14 protein-coding genes are annotated in these 17,826 nt (G+C 43.6%); 8 read left to right on the top strand and 6 right to left on the bottom strand.

Annotated elements, in window-relative coordinates:
- Window positions 1-44: 44 nt before the first annotated feature.
- The 4 genes from AB8P51_RS05730 to AB8P51_RS05715 form a co-directional block, all read right to left on the bottom strand.
- A complete protein-coding gene (locus tag AB8P51_RS05730) occupies window positions 45-791 on the bottom strand; it encodes a succinate dehydrogenase/fumarate reductase iron-sulfur subunit (RefSeq protein ID WP_369747829.1) in 747 nt (248 codons plus the stop codon).
- A gap of 6 nt (window positions 792-797) precedes the next feature.
- Window positions 798-2,801 (bottom strand): fumarate reductase/succinate dehydrogenase flavoprotein subunit, encoded by a 2,004-nt coding sequence (locus AB8P51_RS05725; RefSeq protein ID WP_369747828.1) that lies wholly within the window; start codon window positions 2,799-2,801, stop codon window positions 798-800.
- A 3-nt stretch (window positions 2,802-2,804) separates the two neighbouring features.
- Window positions 2,805-3,473 carry a succinate dehydrogenase cytochrome b subunit gene (locus AB8P51_RS05720; RefSeq protein ID WP_369747827.1) on the bottom strand — a complete coding sequence of 223 codons (669 nt, stop codon included), beginning with the start codon at window positions 3,471-3,473 and terminating at the stop codon, window positions 2,805-2,807.
- A 182-nt stretch (window positions 3,474-3,655) separates the two neighbouring features.
- Window positions 3,656-6,505: a glycosyl hydrolase gene (locus AB8P51_RS05715; RefSeq protein ID WP_369747826.1), complete on the bottom strand. Its 2,850-nt coding sequence runs from the start codon at window positions 6,503-6,505 to the stop codon at window positions 3,656-3,658.
- 109 nt (window positions 6,506-6,614) lie between these two features.
- On the opposite strand from AB8P51_RS05715, the gene AB8P51_RS05710 reads away from it, so the two are divergent.
- Complete coding sequence (locus AB8P51_RS05710; RefSeq protein WP_369748470.1) at window positions 6,615-7,913, top strand: aminopeptidase P family protein; 1,299 nt, start codon at window positions 6,615-6,617, stop codon at window positions 7,911-7,913.
- 20 nt (window positions 7,914-7,933) lie between these two features.
- On the opposite strand, the gene brnQ is transcribed toward AB8P51_RS05710, so the two are convergent.
- The gene (gene brnQ, locus AB8P51_RS05705) at window positions 7,934-9,214 is read right to left on the bottom strand and encodes a branched-chain amino acid transport system II carrier protein (RefSeq protein ID WP_369747825.1); all 1,281 of its coding nucleotides are present in this window, start codon (window positions 9,212-9,214) and stop codon (window positions 7,934-7,936) included.
- A gap of 257 nt (window positions 9,215-9,471) precedes the next feature.
- On the opposite strand from brnQ, the gene AB8P51_RS05700 reads away from it, so the two are divergent.
- Window positions 9,472-9,690 carry a hypothetical protein gene (locus tag AB8P51_RS05700; protein ID WP_369747824.1) on the top strand — a complete coding sequence of 73 codons (219 nt, stop codon included), beginning with the start codon at window positions 9,472-9,474 and terminating at the stop codon, window positions 9,688-9,690.
- Window positions 9,691-9,696: 6 nt separating this feature from the next.
- Here the strand turns inward: AB8P51_RS05700 and thiL are convergent, their stop codons facing one another.
- Window positions 9,697-10,740 carry a thiamine-phosphate kinase gene (gene thiL, locus AB8P51_RS05695; RefSeq protein ID WP_369747823.1) on the bottom strand — a complete coding sequence of 348 codons (1,044 nt, stop codon included), beginning with the start codon at window positions 10,738-10,740 and terminating at the stop codon, window positions 9,697-9,699.
- Between the two features lie 75 nt (window positions 10,741-10,815).
- Here thiL and AB8P51_RS05690 point away from each other — a divergent pair, with 75 nt between their 5' ends.
- The 6 genes from AB8P51_RS05690 to sufD all read left to right on the top strand — a co-directional run bounded on the left by AB8P51_RS05690 (window position 10,816) and on the right by sufD (window position 17,815).
- Complete coding sequence (locus AB8P51_RS05690) at window positions 10,816-12,351, top strand: choice-of-anchor B family protein (RefSeq protein WP_369747822.1); 1,536 nt, start codon at window positions 10,816-10,818, stop codon at window positions 12,349-12,351.
- Between the two features lie 4 nt (window positions 12,352-12,355).
- Window positions 12,356-13,699 carry a hypothetical protein gene (locus tag AB8P51_RS05685; RefSeq protein ID WP_369747821.1) on the top strand — a complete coding sequence of 448 codons (1,344 nt, stop codon included), beginning with the start codon at window positions 12,356-12,358 and terminating at the stop codon, window positions 13,697-13,699.
- A gap of 163 nt (window positions 13,700-13,862) precedes the next feature.
- The gene (locus AB8P51_RS05680) at window positions 13,863-14,192 is read left to right on the top strand and encodes a HesB/IscA family protein (protein WP_369747820.1); all 330 of its coding nucleotides are present in this window, start codon (window positions 13,863-13,865) and stop codon (window positions 14,190-14,192) included.
- An 18-nt stretch (window positions 14,193-14,210) separates the two neighbouring features.
- Window positions 14,211-15,656, top strand: coding sequence for a Fe-S cluster assembly protein SufB (gene sufB, locus AB8P51_RS05675; protein ID WP_369747819.1), 1,446 nt, complete (start codon window positions 14,211-14,213; stop codon window positions 15,654-15,656).
- A 35-nt stretch (window positions 15,657-15,691) separates the two neighbouring features.
- A complete protein-coding gene (sufC, locus tag AB8P51_RS05670) occupies window positions 15,692-16,444 on the top strand; it encodes a Fe-S cluster assembly ATPase SufC (protein ID WP_369747818.1) in 753 nt (250 codons plus the stop codon).
- Between the two features lie 54 nt (window positions 16,445-16,498).
- Entirely contained in the window at window positions 16,499-17,815 is a 1,317-nt protein-coding gene (gene sufD / locus AB8P51_RS05665) for a Fe-S cluster assembly protein SufD (protein WP_369747817.1), read from the top strand.
- Window positions 17,816-17,826: the final 11 nt, after the last annotated feature.

The following is a 17,826-nucleotide window of genomic DNA, read 5'->3' as shown; positions in this document are numbered from 1 at the left end:
AACCCCGACTAATAAGGTCGGGGCTCTATTTTTATGCTTCTCCTCTATCCTTTAACGGATGCGCTGAGGTATTCACGATTCATCCTTGCGATATTTTCCAGGGAGATTCCTTTAGGACATTCAACTTCACAAGCACCTGTATTCGTGCAATTCCCAAATCCTTCGAGGTCCATCTGTCTAACCATATTCATTACCCTGTCTGTGGCTTCAACTCTTCCCTGCGGGAGTAGAGCAAACTGAGAAACCTTGGCTGAGGTAAACAACATGGCGCTGGCGTTTTTACATGCAGCAACACATGCGCCGCATCCGATACATGTAGCGGCGTAAAATGAATCATCCGCATTTTCTTTTTCGATAGGGATGGCATTTGCATCTACGGTATTTCCCGAGGTGTTAACGGAAATATATCCTCCCGCTTGTTGAATTCTGTCGAAGGCAGTCCGGTCTACAATCAGGTCTTTTATCACCGGAAATGCCTTTGCCCGGAAAGGTTCGATCGTTATGGTATCTCCATCCTTAAAACTCCTCATATGCAATTGACAAACCGTAATAAGGGTATCCGGCCCATGAGGACGTCCGTTTATTTGCAGTGAACAAGTTCCGCATATTCCTTCGCGGCAATCGTGATCAAACTCTACAGGTTCTTCTCCTTTGGTGATCAACTCCTCATTGAGGATATCGAGCATCTCCAGGAAGGACATATCGCCTTCTATATCGTCCATAGTATAGTTGACCATTTTTCCTTTGGAGGACGCGTCTTTCTGACGCCATATCTTCAAATATATTTTCATAGCTTTTTATTTGTAAGAACGTGTCTTTAATTCAATATTTTCGTAAACCAGCTCCTCTTTATGAAGCTTGGCATCTTTCGGCTCGCCTTTGTATTCCCATGCAGCGACGTATTTGTAATTTTCATCATCACGCAGAGCTTCACCTTCCGGAGTCTGATATTCTTCCCTGAAATGCCCACCGCATGATTCATTACGTTCCAGGGCATCTTTAGCAAATAATTCTCCTATCTCCAGGAAATCTGCTACCCGTCCGGCTTTTTCCAATTCCTGATTTTTGGAATTCACATCGCCGGTTATTTTTACATTTTCCCAAAAATCTTTCCGAAGGGTGGCAATCTCCTTGATGGCATCTTTCAGGTCTTTTTCATTTCTACTCATTCCACATTTATCCCACATGATCTTTCCGAGCTTCTTGTGATAATAATCTACCGTATGAAGCCCTTTTCCTGACATCAGTTTTTCCAGTCTCTCTTTTACTGCTTTCTCTGCTTCATCAAATTCAGGCAGGTCAGTAGATATTTTCCCTGTTCTGATGTCCTGTGATAAATAATCTCCTATAGTATAAGGAAGGACAAAGTATCCATCAGCCAGACCCTGCATTAATGCTGATGCTCCCAGCCTGTTGGCTCCGTGGTCACTAAAATTACTTTCCCCGATTGAATAACATCCAGGGATGGTGGTCTGAAGGTTGTAATCTACCCATAGTCCGCCCATAGTGTAATGCACTGCGGGGTAGATCATCATTGGAGTTTTATACGGGTTTTGATCTACGATCTTTTCGTACATCTGGAACAAGTTTCCGTATTTAGATTCGATTACTTCTTCCCCCAAACGGCGGACAGTGTCTGCATCCGGATCTTTCATCCCTGAGGTATACGCTTTTTCCGTACCGTACCTTGTAATGGCCGCCGAAAAGTCGAGATACACAGCTTCTCCTGTCTTGTTAACTCCAAAACCAGCATCACAACGTTCTTTTGCAGCCCGGGAGGCTACATCTCTGGGAACGAGGTTTCCAAAGGCAGGGTATCTTCGTTCCAGATAGTAATCTCTGTCTTCTTCTTTTAATTCGGTGGGCTTTAATTTCCCTTCCCTTATGGCTTTAGCGTCTTCCATTTTCTTAGGCACCCAGATTCGACCGTCATTTCTCAATGATTCGGACATCAGGGTAAGCTTAGACTGATGTTCTCCCGATACGGGGATACAGGTAGGATGGATTTGTGTAAAACAGGGATTGGCAAAAAATGCCCCACGACGGTGTGTTCTCCATGCGGCCATTACGTTGGCGCCCATACAATAGGTGGAGAGAAAGAATAGATTTCCATATCCTCCTGAGGCGATGACTACTGCATGCGCGGAGTGTCTTTCTATTTCACCGGTAACAAGGTTCCTTGCAATAATACCCCTAGCCTTTCCATCAATAAGTACCAGATCGAGCATTTCATGTCGTGTAAACGAACGGATCTTGCCGCGTTGTATTTGTCTGTTCATGGCAGCATAAGCTCCTAATAACAATTGCTGTCCGGTCTGACCTTTGGCGTAAAAAGTCCTGGAAACCAGCACCCCCCCAAATGAACGGTTGTCTAGTAGACCACCATATTCACGGGCAAAGGGAACCCCCTGGGCGACACATTGGTCTATGATATTGCTCGAAACTTCAGCAAGGCGGTAAACATTAGCTTCCCTTGATCTGTAGTCTCCCCCTTTTATAGTATCGTAGAAAAGTCGATAATCACTATCTCCGTCACCCTGGTAATTTTTAGAGGCATTTATACCTCCCTGGGCTGCGATTGAATGAGCCCGCCGGGGTGAATCCTGATAGCAGAATGTTTTTACGTTGTACCCAAGTTCGGCCAGGGTTGCTGCCGCTGATCCCCCTGCAAGACCTGTTCCAACAACGATGACATCAATGTTTCGTTTGTTAGCAGGGTTGACAAGATCAATCGTGTTTTTATGATTAGTCCATTTTTCGGCCAGTGGCCCCTTTGGAACTTTAGAATCTAATATGCCCATATTTTAATGCGTTATTGGGTTTAAATGATGGTACAATGCAATAAAAGCAAATCCCAGAGGAATAGCTATTGCATAAATTTTGGTAAAGGCTGTGATCGATGGGGTGTATTTATTGTTGACTCCCATAGTCTGGAATGATGAAGCAAAACCATGCCAGAGGTGGAGAGAGAGAAGGACGAAGGAAAGCACATATAATGCGGTTCTCCAGAAAGGAGCAAACTTTTCAACAGTCTCTGCGTAATATCTCGTAGGATCTTCAGGATTGACCTCAACATATTTGTAGGCCATTTCGTGTATCCAGAAATCGTAGAAATGCAATCCCAGGAATGCGAGAACAACCGCTCCGGAGATAATCATATTTCTCGATACCCAGGGTGCGTTGGCACTCCCCTTGTATTGAACGTATTTAACTCCTCGTGCTCTGTTATTCTGAATCTCCAATACAAAGCCCATCACGAAGTGTATAACTACTCCTGCAATTAAAATAGGCTGCATCAGAAACTGTACTATAGGATTATATCCCATAAAATGAGAAAACTCATTAAAGGTCTCCGGGGAAATCACGGATGTAAAATTGATCGTAAAATGCAAGGCAAGGAATAAAACCAAAAAAATACCAGAAAGAGCCATAACAACTTTTCTGGCTATGGAAGACTTGATGAGTTTACTCATTATGTTAGTGATTTTGATTCACAAATTTACGGCAGGGGCCCCTGAATAGCAAACTTCACAGACAATACTTCCGATACTGGCAACAATTTTTTCTCAATAAAAGAAGTTGTTGAAGGATGAATGTCAAATGAAGAGATATTCAGCCATTTTCATTCAACAAAATCCTGAAAACTTATTCAGAATTACTCCAGAACAATTGATCTTTTTTCTTCTTTACCATTGCCCTCAATGAGTAAATCATAGGTTCCTTTGGGTAAATATGTTTTGCCGTCATCTGCGGTCTTTAACTCCACCTTGTATTTCTTCAGATATTCAGACTTCCCTTGTTTCGAAAATGCGACATCATAGGAGAGGATATTAAAACCCTTGTCTGCATCCAGGGTAAAAGCACTCACCTCAATTCCGTCTTGTGTCATGACCTTAGCGGAAAAAGGTCCTTTTTTTCTGGTGTAAAAAGCGATATCAATACCCGGTGTATTTGGTTCAGACCAGGAACTCCAGCTATTTCCCCATCGGGTAGAATGTTTAATCTCCGGAATATCAAAGACCACTAAGTCTTCAGACATTTTATCCGGACTCATCTCTTGTAACAAGGCAATATCGGCTTTATAAATACTTCTCCCATGAGTTCCGACAATGAGGTGTTTAGCTTCAGGCTGGATAACCAGATCGTGTACGGCAACGTTCGGGATCCCATTTTGGAATACTTCCCAATTTTCGCCCTGATCCAGGGACACGTAAAGACCGTTGTCGGTACCCACATATAACAATTGATCATTTGCAGGATCTTCCAGGATTACATTTACCGGGGAAGCCGGCAGATTGGAAGCGATACTTTTCCATGTCTTCCCATAGTCTTCGCTTATGTAAATAAAGGGTTCAAAATTATCCCAGCGGTAACCGTTCAAACTGGCGTAAACTCTTTCTTTTTTGTGTTTGGATGCAGCTACTCTGCTTACCCAGAGATCTTTCGGAAGTGTGTTCGAAATCAGATTCCAGCTCCCGCCGGCATTATCGCTCATATAGATCAAACCATCATCACTTCCTGTATACAACAAACCAAATTTAAAAGGGGATTCGGAAATTGTCGTCAGGGTTCCATAGGCCACATTCCCTTTCTTCCCACCTTGTGTTAAATCACCAGAGATCGCCTCCCAGTCGTCACCCTTATTTAAAGAGCGGTGAAGTTTATTCCCCCCCAGATATAGGATATCCTGATTGTGAGGAGATAAGAGGATAGGAGTTTGCCAGTTAAACCTATAGGGTTTTTCACCCAGTTCGTGTTTAGGCTGAACTTTATTCCTTTTACCGCTGTCGAGATCGAGCCGGTAGTAGTTTCCAAACTGAAAACCTGTGTATACAATATTGGAATTGCGTTTGTCTATCTGAATCTGCATCCCGTCGCCCCCCATAATAGAAGTCCAGGGATAGTGCCCGCTCTGATGCCATCGGCTACTTTCTGAAGCATTGTGTGGTCCTTTCCAAACACCGTTATCCTGAAGTCCGCCATAGACATTGTAGGGCTTTTCATGATCGATGTTGATAGCGTAAAACTGACCTACTTCCGGACTGTTATTTTTTATCCAGTGAGCCCCGTCATCGTATGAAATGTTAACTCCTCCATCATTCCCGTTGATCAGGTGGCCGGGCCTAACCGGATTGATCCAGAGGGCGTGATGGTCGGCATGGACATTATCTCCATCGATGGCCTTATATGTTTTTCCGGCGTTTGAAGAGGCAATAAGCGGCACCCCCGCCAGGTAAATCTTATCCGGATTGTTCCTATCAACCCTGATCTGGGCAAAATAATATCCGTAACTGTAGAAAAGATCGTCTATAAAATCCTCATTTTGTTTCTTCCAGGTTTTTCCGCCGTCATCACTGCGGTATACTTCGGCACCAATTACCGGAGTATCAAAAAGAAGTGAGTTTGCATCTTCGAGATAGGTTGCAAGATCTTTTGGCTGTACAGCACCGTCTTCAACCATGGCTTTGACGTTCTCAGCCTTATATTTTTCATGGAAGTTATTATCCTTTAAAAAATCATCAAGTCGGGCATTTTTCAGTTTGAGAAAGGCCTCAACAGACATCGTTTTAAAATCATCTTTTGTTAAGCCCTCATCGGATGTTTCTTCCTTGTCAGACTTCGGACGTCTGTATTGATTGTCATGCACGGCATATACGATGTTATTATCGAATACGGCCAGGCCAATACGCCCCACTCCATCCCCTGTGGGAAAACCACTGGTGGAAGTGGAGACTAATGTCCAGCTTTCTCCGGCATCTGTGCTTTTGTAGATTCCCGAACCAGGGCCATTACCCGTAAAATTCCAGGCCTTGCGGTCTTTCTCCCAGGCAGCAGCAAATTGAACATTAAAGTCGATTGGAGAAACGGCCAGGTCAATAATCCCTGTTTCCGAATTAATATAAAGGGTTTTTTTCCAGCTCTTACCTCCGTCCTTCGTTTTGAAAACCCCTCGCTCCTGGTTAGGAGAATACAGATGCCCTGTGACACCTACCACCACTTCATCAGGGTTGGATGGATTAATATGTATCCGTCCGATATGGTGTGAGTCTGGCAATCCCATTTGCTCCCAGGTAATTCCTTTATCGGTTGATTTCAGCAAGCCTATTCCTGCATAGGAAGAACGCGAACTATTGTTTTCTCCTGTTCCTACCCAGATCGCGCCACTTCTCCAGTCCACAGCAATATCTCCAATATTCTGGGTTGCACTCTGATCCATTATCGGGCTAAAAGAGGTGCCATTATTGGAAGTATGCCATAGTCCACCAGAGGCATAGGCCACATAGAATTCGGTAGGATCATTTGGATTTACATCAAGGTCTACCACACGCCCACTCATCACTGTGGGTCCTATATTTTTAAAGACAATGTTCCTTACCAGGGAAGTAGAGGCCATTTGCTCTTTTTCTGACAGGCCTTTCATTACTTCAGATGCTTTGGTGACGTCTGGTTGGGCGGTCAGGGACAGACCTATCAGACCGAGGAATAATAAAGAAGTTAGTTTCATAAGGGTTAAAAATATTTTCTTGGAAGGTAAGAATTCGAATGAGTTATGACAAATAGCTTCTGAAAGATATGCTGTTAAATAGTTACTTTTGGAAAAATACCTTCTACACATGAAATACGACCCAATAGACGCATCTCTTTTTGTCGAAAACCGAAAGAAATTTATGTCGAGGATGAAACCCAAAAGCATTGCGGTTTTCAATTCCAATGATATTTACCCTATTAGTGCAGATAGTACCATGCCTTTTGAGCAGCACCGTGATATTTTCTACCTCAGTGGGGTAGATCAGGAAGAGTCTATTCTCTTGCTTTTCCCGGATGCAATAAAGAAGGAAAACAGGGAAATTATATTCGTAAGGGAAACCAATGATCACATTGCAGTTTGGGAGGGAGAGAAACTTACCAAGGAGCAGGGCACTAAGGTGTCGGGAATAAAGAATGTGCAGTGGCTAAGTGCTTTTGACAAACTGTTTTTTGAATTGATGACAGAAGCTGAAACCATCTATTTCAATACCAATGAACACTACAGGCAGGCTGTTGAGACCCAGACCCGTGAAGATCGATTTATTATCAGCTGTAAGGAAAAGTTCCCGGCCCATACGGTGGCCAAAAGTAATCCTATTTTACAGGAAATCAGAGCGGTAAAAGAGCCTCAGGAAATAGCCCTGATGCAAAAGGCATGTGATATTACCGAAAAAGGGTTCAGGAGAATTTTACAATTTACCCGTCCCGGAGTATGGGAGTATGAACTGGAAGCGGAGTTCCTTCACGAATTCATCAGAAACCGCTCTAAAGGATTTGCCTATACGCCAATTATCGCGTCGGGGAATAACGCCAATGTACTTCACTATGTGGTCAATAACCAGCAATGTAAGGCCGGGGATCTTATCTTACTCGATGTTGGTGCTGAATACGCTAATTACTCCAGCGACATGACACGCACCATCCCTGTAAGCGGAAAATTCAGTAAACGGCAAAGGGAAGTTTACGATGCGGTGCTTCGGGTAAAGGATGAAGCAACAAAAATGCTGGTTCCTGGCACCATGTGGGAGGAATATCACAAAGAAGTAGGTAAGATCATGACCTCAGAACTACTCGGGCTGGGCCTCTTGGATAAGGCAGATGTAAAGAACGAAGACAAAGACTGGCCGGCCTATAAGAAATATTTTATGCATGGAACCAGCCATCACATCGGACTGGACACTCATGATTACGGACCACTGAAATCTCCTATGAAGGCCAATAATGTCTTTACCGTAGAACCGGGGATCTACATCCCCGATGAAGGTTTTGGAATCCGGCTCGAAGATGATGTGGTCATACAGGAAAAAGGAGAGCCTCTCAATTTAATGAAGAACATTCCTATTGAAGCAGAAGAGATTGAGAACCTGATGCAAACGAACTCATAATCCAGATATTAGTCAATAACTTACTTTCGTTTGGCTTGGTAAACTTTCCACAAATTAGTTGCAAGGAAAGTGATAAAAGCTGGAACTAACCAGCCCAATTGAGCGGAACTGAATAGAATTAAATCGTTAACAGCACTTAGATCGTATCCGAGGTTGAGACTTTGCAAAAAATCAGGAATACTAAACAGTATGGTTACCCCTACAACAGCTTTAAAAACAAGTTCTGATGTCCATTTTTCAGGTAGTATATTGAGGACGATCAGAACTATAGTGATAGGGTATATGAACATGAGGGCAGGAAGGGCCACATCGATAATATAGCCTACTTCAAGCTGACCCATAAGAACTCCCAATAGGGAACCGATGATTACTGTGATCACGTAGGCTTTCCGGGAATCGGCGAATCTCGACTTTACAAAATCGGCTGTGCCGGTGACGATTCCTACCGCAGTTGTAAAACAGGCCAGTCCCACCAGGATGGCGAAAATACCCTTCCCCGTATTTCCCAGAGCGAAAAGACTGATTTGCTGTAGCAGGTCGGTTCTGCTAATGTCCGGAGAAAAGGAAGAATGCAGTAAACCGGCAGATAACATCAATCCGGTGTAGACCATAAACAAAGTAATTCCAGCCAGCCAGCCAGCATTCGCAATAAGTCTTTTTTTCTGTTCGTAGGTTTGGTTGTTCTTCAGGTTAATGGAGACGATAATCACCCCGCCAACCACAACGGCCCCGATCGCATCAAATGTCTGATATCCTTCCAGGATGGCATAACTCAGCGGACTTTCAATTGTGGACGCCCCGAAATCGAAAGGCTCCGTAAAAGTGACTATCGCGATGATAACCACAAGAATGATAAGGATTGCCGGGGTCATTAATTTCCCAATGATATCCAGTATTTTATTCCTATTGAGGGCAAATATCAGAACAAGAGTAAAATAGATAAAACTGGTTGAGAGCGGACTGATATCGAACAGCGGGGCGATGGCCATTTCATGTGTGACAGAAGCTGTTCTCGGAGATGGAAGGCTGATGGAAATGGCGTATACAAGAAAACAGTAGACGAGACTGAATCCGGGAGATACTTTTGTAGCAAAATCGAACATGGTTCCCTGCAACCTTGCATGAGCGCGAATGCCAAGGATGGGAATAAACACTGCAGAAAGCGCAAATCCCAGGGCTACTATCCACCATTCGGTTCCTGCTTTAAATCCAAGCTGTGGGGGTAAGATCAGATTTCCCGCTCCAAAAAATAATGAGAAGAGGGCAAAAGCGGTTACCAGAAGCACTCTGAGGCGACGCATGGAAAAATTTTAAGTTGGAAAGATAGGAGAAAATGAGTGGGAGGCAAACAGAAAAAAACGTATAGTTCAATAGGAAAAGAAGACGTTCATCGAAAAAACGAGAAAAATATCGACTTACACTCAATAAATCCCGGGAAGTGAGCGTTCCTCTTTAAAAGTGTTAGTAATAACATTTTAATGAATGCTCAACCCATATAATTAATTTTTGCATTGCCGAGGTTCCCCCAACCAGACCATGCGCCCTAATAACCTACTTCATGAAAAAAATATTCTGCCAAATTTTTGGACACCACTACTCTGTGTCGAAAAAAGTCACCCAGCACATCAAGGAATACAAATGCGTACACTGCGGGAAAGAAGTAACCACTGATGTAAGTGGAAACCTTTCAGCTCTCACTCCCGAGTTACAGGATATAAACCATACGCTGGAGATCATATATCAAAAAAGACATGCAGGCGAACAGCAAGTAGCCTGAGCAACCCTAGCCAAAGGAATTCCAACCCTGGGCTTTTAATGGGATGCTTTGTTCATTCCTGGTAATTAAGTGTGCACCCCGATCTGCTTCTGTCATATGCCCCACGACAGTAAGATTGGGGTTGCCCTTTATTTTAGGAAAATCCTCCTGCTTTATTGTAAAGAGCAATTCATAATCTTCGCCCCCGCTGAGGGCCACCATAGTGCTATCCAGTTTAAATTCTTCACAGGCTGATATCACGGTAGGGTCTAACGGAATTTTATCTTCGTACAACATACATCCCACTTTGCTTTTTGAGCATAAATGCAGAATTTCTGAAGACAACCCATCGCTGATATCGATCATGGCAGTGGGTGTCACATCAAGTTCTTTTAAAAGTGAAACAATGTCCTTTCTGGCTTCGGGTTTTAGTTGTCGTTCTACGATATAGCTATAAGGCTCAAGGTCGGGTTGATTGTTAGGATTCACCTTAAAAACCTCCTTTTCGCGCTGCAGGACCTGCAGACCCATATACGCACCGCCCAAATCTCCTGTAACCACCAGCAAATCATTAGGCTGGGCCCCATTTCTGTAAACGGCCTCATTTTCTTCAACCTGCCCTATAGCAGTTATTGATAGGTACAACCCCTTGTCTGAAGATGTGGTATCGCCGCCTACAAGGTCAACCTGATACATTTCACAGGCCAACTGAATTCCCGAATAGAGTTCCTCCAGAGCTTCGAGTGGAAATCTGTTGGAGACAGCCATGGATACAGTAACCTGGGTGGGGATTCCATTCATGGCATAAATATCACTAAGGTTAACTACAACGGCTTTGTATCCCAAATGTTTAAGAGGCATATAGCTGAGGTCGAAATGGATTCCCTCTATAAGCTGATCGGTGCTAACCAGAACATTTTTATCTTTAAATTTTAGCACCGCTGCGTCATCTCCAATCCCAAATTCCGTTGAAGCTTGTTTCAGGGTAAAAACCTGAGTCAGGTGATCAATCAGGCCAAATTCTCCCAGTTTTTCAAGCGGTGTTTTTTCAGAGTCTTTTGCTTCTAACATCCTGCAAAATTAAGGATGATCTCCCAGAAATCGTATCTTTATTTATAAAACCATGATGTCCCAAATCACTTTATTATGAAGAAGCCTATTTATTTTGTTTTTCTTTTAACACTAATTCTAGCCTGTTCCAATAATGATAATACCATTAGTGGTCCGGATATCGATGGAGATAATATTATTGATTCTGAGGATAATTGTGCAGATATAGCTAACAATAATCAAAATGATGCGGATTTTGATGGCATTGGCGACGTTTGTGATGAAGATGATGATAATGATATGGTCCTCGATGGTAATGATAATTGTCCACTGATAAGTAATCCAGATCAACTAGATACCGATAACGACGGATTTGGCGATATGTGTGATGAAGATGATGATGGAGATGGAGTTTTAGACACGGATGATAACTGCCCATTTACTGCCAATCCAGATCAGGAAGACTGCAATAATAACGGTATTGGTGATGCATGCGAGAATCTGACATCTACATTTATACCTTGTGTAGATGGATATGCCGGGATTTATCCATGTAATAATTTTGATTTGTTGGGTCATCTTCGATTAGGAGTAATGAATGCCTCTTCTGGAAATGACATTTGGGGTTGGACAGACCCTGCCTCCTCCCGGGAATTTGCACTGGTCGGACTTAACAATGGAACGGCCTTTGTAGAGATCACGGATACGGAGAACCTGGTTTATCTGGGAAAACTACCTTCGGCTGCAGGCTCCAGTGCCTGGAGGGATGTCAAAGTATACGACCATTACGCCTTTATAGGCTCTGAAGCCGGAAGTCACGGAATGCAGGTCTTCGACCTTCAGAAACTGCTGTCTGTCACAAATCCCCCTGTTACTTTTTCCTCGGATTCCCGGTATACGGGGTTCGGGAATTCTCACAACATCGTGATCAATGAGGCCACAGGCTTTGCCTACGCCGTGGGCACGAACAGAGGTGATCAGTATAATGGCGGAGTACATTTTATCGACATTCAGAATCCGCTGATCCCCACAGCTGCAGGAGGTTATGGGGCTAGTGGATATACCCATGACGCCCAGGTCGTGCTCTACAGCGGTCCGGACCCGGATTACTCCGGCAATGAGATCTTTATCGGGGCCAATGAGGACGCCGTGGTGGTTGTGGATGTGTCTGACAAACAGAACCCTTCACTCATCTCGACCCTGCAGTACGGCAATCTGGGCTATACCCACCAGGGGTGGTTCACCGAAGACCAGCGTTACTTTATCCTTGGGGACGAACTGGATGAGATCAATTTTGGCTTTAATTCCAGGACCCTGGTCTTTGACCTAATGGATTTAGACAACCCTGTACTGCATACCATTTATTTGGGCCCAACGTCTGCTATTGACCATAACGGATATGTAAAAGGTAATGACTTCTATTTGGCAAATTACACTGCTGGAGTGCGTGTTCTTGACATCGCATTTTTGAGCTCTGGCACGATTTCAGAAAAAGGATATTTTGATACTTACCCCTGTGGGAATAGTGCAGCATTTAACGGGGTGTGGAGCGTATATCCGTATTTCGAAAGTGGTAAAATCATTCTTAACGACATCAATTCCGGATTCTTCGTTATTGAGGCGTCAAACTAAAAACATGCTTAAACAGAGTATCGTTTTCCTTGTTTTCCTGGTTCTGCTGAGTTGTTCTTATGACAAATCAGAGAGCATACCGGAGACTATGTCTGAATTTAAAGGAGAAGTAGCCTGGATAACTTCATTTGGAGGAGCTGGAGACGATACTCCACGTTCCGTGATCAGTACATCGGATGGAGGCTATGCCATTTTTGGTTTTTCCAATAGTACCGATGGTGATCTCACCGGTAAAACAACAGCTGTAAATGACTATTGGCTGATTAAAATAAATGCTGAAGGCAACCTTCTCTGGTCGCGAACCTATGGCGGAAGTAAGGATGATCGGGGACAGGCTGTAGTGGAAACTTCAGATGGCGGATTTGCAATTACGGGATATGCGATGAGCGATGATGGAGATGCGAGTAACAATGAAGGTTTTCACGATAACTGGATATTAAAATTGGATCCACAGGGGAATGTGGAATGGGAACAAAGTTTTGGTTTTTCGGGACATGACCATTCTTATGACCTCGTGGAAACCCAGGATGGCGGATTCTTTTTCACCGGTTTTCTCGACATCACTTCCGCCAGGGCCGATGGATACACAGACAAGTCGTATACCCTTACAAGGCATGGGGTAGGTGAATTCTGGGGAACCAAACTCAACAGCAATGGGGAACTTCAATGGCGTAAGTATTTCGGAGGGACCAACAATGACCGGGCCCATGCAGTTGTGAATGCTCATAACGGGGGCTATGTTATGGCCGGATTTTCAGAAAGCGATGATTTTGACATCTCAGATCCCAGAGGATCATACGACTTCTGGGTAGTAAAAATTGACTCAAGAGGGCAGTTTGTTTGGGAACGTTCTTTCGGAGGTTCAGGTATCGACATAGCACAGGATATTGCGAAGACTGAAGACGGGGGTTATATCATAGCAGGCAGTACCATTAGTATGGATGGAGACGTGGCAGCGTCTCATGGAGGTTCTGAGATATGGGTCGTTAAGATCGATGCTGAGGGGAATTTATTGTGGGAACGTACTTTTGGAGGATCTGATTTTGAAGCCGCCGAAAGTATACGTCCTACAGCCGACGGGGGATTCGTGATCGCAGGGAATGCGAAAAGTACCGACCAGGATTTGAAAACCAACGCAGGGCAGAACGATCTGTGGGTTCTGAAAGTTGATACTCAGGGCCGCCTGAAATGGCAGCAGGCCTACGGGGGCACTGAACTGGAATTTGGATTTGATGCCATAGAAACGGGAGACGGCGGTCTTCTCGTCGTTGGAGAAAGCAATAGCACAGATTTATTTCCGCTAGAAAATAAAGGGGGTACAGACCTCATTGTGATCAAAATAGAATGATCCTCCTCTTCCTCTTTTAGAAATCCTGATTTTCCTACCGTTATTCCTGATCTGGGACATAGAAATATCTGATTCTCATATATGTTATTATAATGTTAGGATCTATTTGAATACCCCAGTTTTAGTGTATATTTGTAAACTATTTAGAATAAGTCCAATTAAGATGATCAAAGTATCAGAAACGGCCAAAAAGAAAGTATCAGTCCTTATGTCTGAAGAAGGCTATGACCTATCAAAAGACTATGTCCGTGTGGGCGTAAAAAGCGGCGGATGTAGTGGACTGTCATACGAATTGAAATTTGATTCCGAGATCAGTGAATCGGATAAGATTTTCGAAGATAACGACGTTCGAATTCTGGTAGATAAAAAGAGCTTTCTCTACCTGGTAGGAACGGTCCTGGAATATTCCGGGGGCCTCAACGGTAAAGGATTTGTTTTTAATAATCCCAACGCCCAGCGTACCTGTGGCTGCGGGGAAAGTTTTTCTTTATAGATTTTTACATTACGCAACATGGCATATACAGAAGAAGAATTAAAGAAAGAGCTGGAAACCAAGGAATACGAATACGGTTTCTATACCGATATCGAATCAGACACCTTTCCCAAAGGGCTGAGTGAAGAGGTAGTGATTGCCCTTTCCAAAAAGAAAGAAGAGCCAGATTGGATGACACAATGGCGTCTGGAAGCCTTTAGGGGCTGGAAGGAAATGACAGAGCCCGAATGGGCGAACATCAGGTATAAAAAACCCGATTTCCAGGATATCAGTTATTATTCAGCTCCTAACAAGAAGCCAAAATACAACAGCCTCGATGAGGTTGATCCTGAGTTGCTTGATACATTTAAAAGACTTGGGATCTCCCTCGATGAACAGAAAAAACTGGCTGGAGTTGCCGTGGATATTGTTATGGATTCGGTTTCTGTAGCAACAACTTTTAAAAAGACCCTGGCCGAAAAGGGCATCATCTTCTGCTCTATATCAGAAGCGATTAAAGAACACCCCGAACTGGTTAAAAAATATATTGGCAGCGTTGTCCCTCAAAAGGATAATTTTTATGCAGCCCTTAATTCGGCAGTATTCTCCGACGGATCCTTCTGCTACATTCCCAAGGGGGTTAGATGTCCTATGGAACTGTCTACCTATTTCAGGATTAACCAGGCAGGAACCGGTCAATTTGAAAGAACACTTGTAGTGGCTGATAAAGGTAGTTATGTGAGTTACCTTGAAGGCTGTACTGCTCCATCAAGAGATGAGAACCAGCTTCACGCAGCAGTTGTTGAACTCATCGCCTTGGACGATGCAGAAATCAAATATTCTACCGTTCAAAACTGGTTTCCCGGCGACAAGGAAGGGAAAGGCGGAGTGTACAATTTTGTAACCAAAAGAGGAATTTGTGAGCGTAATGCCAAAATTTCCTGGACGCAGGTAGAAACAGGGTCGGCCATCACCTGGAAATATCCTTCATGTGTTTTAAAGGGGGATAATTCAATAGGAGAGTTCTATTCTATTGCCGTAACCAATAATTATCAGCAAGCCGATACAGGAACGAAAATGATACACCTGGGAAAGAATACGAAGAGTACTATCATTTCTAAAGGGATCTCGGCCGGAAAATCACAAAACAGTTACCGGGGGCTTGTTCAGGTGAACAGCCGGGCTGAAAATGCGAGGAATTTTTCCCAATGCGACTCACTGTTGATGGGGAATGAATGCGGAGCACATACTTTTCCGTACATAGAAGTCAAAAACAAAACTGCCCAGATAGAACACGAGGCAACCACCAGTAAAATTGGAGAAGACCAGATCTTCTACTGTAACCAGAGAGGAATTGATACCGAAAAGGCAATCGCATTAATTGTAAATGGCTTTAGTAAGGAAGTGTTGAACAAATTGCCAATGGAATTTGCCGTGGAAGCACAGAAACTTCTGGAAATAAGTCTTGAAGGTTCTGTTGGGTAAAAAGTAATTCAGTTAAGAAGTAAAACGAATACGATATGTTGAAAATTAAGGATCTGCATGCCACAGTAGATGGCAAGAAAATTCTGAAGGGAGTCAACCTGGAGGTTAATCCAGGGGAAATACATGCCATTATGGGACCAAATGGTTCCGGGAAGAGTACTTTGGCTTCTGTTATTGCAGGGAATGAAGATTTTGAGATCACCAAAGGGTCGGTCATTTTTGAAGGAGAGGATCTCGAGGACGATTCTCCTGAGGAAAGAGCACATAAGGGCATCTTTCTCTCTTTTCAATACCCAGTTGAGATTCCGGGGGTCTCTGTCACCAATTTTATGAAGACGGCTATCAACGAATCGCGAAAGGCTCGCGGCATGGAAGATATGCCCGCCAATCAGATGCTGAAGCTTATCAGGGAAAAATCTGAATTACTGGATATAGACAGGAAGTTTCTTTCCAGATCTATCAACGAGGGATTCTCAGGTGGGGAGAAGAAAAGAAATGAAATCTTTCAGATGGCGATGCTAGAACCAAAACTGGCGATTCTCGACGAGACAGATTCCGGTTTAGATATTGATGCTCTGCGCATCGTAGCCAATGGGGTCAATAAATTGAAGAGCAAGGACAATGCTGTGATCGTAATTACGCATTATCAGCGCCTGCTGGAATATATTATCCCGGATAAGGTGCACGTAATACACGATGGAAAGATCGTAAAATCTGGCAGCAAAGAACTGGCTCTGGAACTCGAGGAAAAAGGATACGACTGGCTGAAACAAGAAACGGTAGCGTAAAAATAATTAGGATTGGTATCCCGTGAGGGGTACCGTAAATGATTGAAATTCAAAATGGATCTAAAGGAAAAATTAGTATCGTCCTTCATGGCATTCGAAAACAATGTGGATGTGGATCACCCCATTCACGATATCAGAACCGAGGCCATCAAGAATTTTGAAGAAAAAGGATTCCCGACGAAGAAGGAAGAAGCATGGAAGTACACCTCCCTGAACAATTTGCAGAAGGTAGACTTCAGCATCTTTCCCAAGGAGGAGAACAATTTGGAATACAATCAGGTTAAGAAATACTTCCTACACGAAATAGACACATACAAGATCGTTTTTATTGACGGAATTTACAGTTCCTATCTTTCTGAAACGACCCATGACGGGGTGGATATTTGCTTGATGAGCTCTGCACTGACCAAGCCCATGTACAAGCCTGTGATAGATGTGTATTTCAACAAAGTAGCTTCAAAAGACGAGAGCCTTACCTCTTTGAACACCGCGTTTAGCCGGGAAGGAGCCTACATTTATATTCCAAAAAACAAGGCGCCGAAAAAACCAGTTGAGATCCTGCATTTTGCAACCGGAAATGAAGCTTCCCTAATGCTGCAACCCAGAAACCTTATCATTGCAGAGGAGAATGCAGAATTACAGGTAATTGAAAGACATCAGAGCCTGACAAGCAATGCGGTCCTTACCAATTGTGTTACCGAGATCTTCGCGGCTGAGAATGCCATCGTAGATTATTACAAGGTCCAGAACGACAGTAAGGATGCCTCCCTGATAGACAATACCTATATCGCCCAGAAGGACAAAAGTGTAGTTAAAGTTCATACCTTCTCTTTCGGCGGTAAGCTTACCAGAAATAATCTCAATTTCTATCAGAACGGGGAACATATCGATTCTACGCTCAAAGGTGTAACCATCCTTGGTGAAAAACAGCACGTTGATCATCATACCCTGGTCCATCACCAGCAGCCTAATTGCGAAAGCCATCAGGATTACAAGGGAATTTACGGGGAGAAATCCACAGGTGTTTTTAATGGAAAAATCATCGTTGACAAGATCGCCCAGAAAACAAACGCCTTTCAGCAAAACAACAATGTACTGATCAGCGACAAGGCAACGATCAATACCAAACCTCAGCTTGAGATCTTTGCGGATGACGTGAAATGTTCACACGGATGTACGATAGGACAATTGGACGAGGATGCCCTTTTTTACCTGCAGTCGAGAGGTATTCCAAGGAAAGAGGCAACCGGACTCCTGATGTACGCCTTTGCGAATAATGTACTGGAAAGTGTTCGTTTACCCGAATTAAAAAAACGGATCAACAAACTCATCGCTACCAAACTTGGGGTGCGACTGGGGTTTGATCTGTAGAAAATCTCAGA

The organism is Muriicola sp. SD30 (assembly GCF_041205185.1).
Taxonomy (GTDB): Bacteria; Bacteroidota; Bacteroidia; order Flavobacteriales; family Flavobacteriaceae; genus Muriicola.
Note: the sequence above shows the minus strand (reverse complement) of the source record. Positions and strands in the feature narration are given on the sequence as shown.

Excerpts from the sequence above, each read along its gene's own strand:
- AB8P51_RS05715 (WP_369747826.1), bottom strand. The coding sequence starts at position 6,505 with ATGAAACTAACTTCTTTATTATTCCTCGGTCTGATAGGTCTGTCCCTG.
- sufD (WP_369747817.1), top strand. The coding sequence starts at position 16,499 with ATGGATCTAAAGGAAAAATTAGTATCGTCCTTCATGGCATTCGAAAAC.
- sufB (WP_369747819.1), top strand. The coding sequence starts at position 14,211 with ATGGCATATACAGAAGAAGAATTAAAGAAAGAGCTGGAAACCAAGGAA.
- AB8P51_RS05710 (WP_369748470.1), top strand. The coding sequence starts at position 6,615 with ATGAAATACGACCCAATAGACGCATCTCTTTTTGTCGAAAACCGAAAG.
- thiL (WP_369747823.1), bottom strand. The coding sequence starts at position 10,740 with ATGTTAGAAGCAAAAGACTCTGAAAAAACACCGCTTGAAAAACTGGGA.
- sufC (WP_369747818.1), top strand. The coding sequence starts at position 15,692 with ATGTTGAAAATTAAGGATCTGCATGCCACAGTAGATGGCAAGAAAATT.
- AB8P51_RS05720 (WP_369747827.1), bottom strand. The coding sequence starts at position 3,473 with ATGAGTAAACTCATCAAGTCTTCCATAGCCAGAAAAGTTGTTATGGCT.
- AB8P51_RS05725 (WP_369747828.1), bottom strand. The coding sequence starts at position 2,801 with ATGGGCATATTAGATTCTAAAGTTCCAAAGGGGCCACTGGCCGAAAAA.
- AB8P51_RS05685 (WP_369747821.1), top strand. The coding sequence starts at position 12,356 with ATGCTTAAACAGAGTATCGTTTTCCTTGTTTTCCTGGTTCTGCTGAGT.
- AB8P51_RS05690 (WP_369747822.1), top strand. The coding sequence starts at position 10,816 with ATGAAGAAGCCTATTTATTTTGTTTTTCTTTTAACACTAATTCTAGCC.
- AB8P51_RS05730 (WP_369747829.1), bottom strand. The coding sequence starts at position 791 with ATGAAAATATATTTGAAGATATGGCGTCAGAAAGACGCGTCCTCCAAA.
- brnQ (WP_369747825.1), bottom strand. The coding sequence starts at position 9,214 with ATGCGTCGCCTCAGAGTGCTTCTGGTAACCGCTTTTGCCCTCTTCTCA.
- AB8P51_RS05700 (WP_369747824.1), top strand. The coding sequence starts at position 9,472 with ATGAAAAAAATATTCTGCCAAATTTTTGGACACCACTACTCTGTGTCG.
- AB8P51_RS05680 (WP_369747820.1), top strand. The coding sequence starts at position 13,863 with ATGATCAAAGTATCAGAAACGGCCAAAAAGAAAGTATCAGTCCTTATG.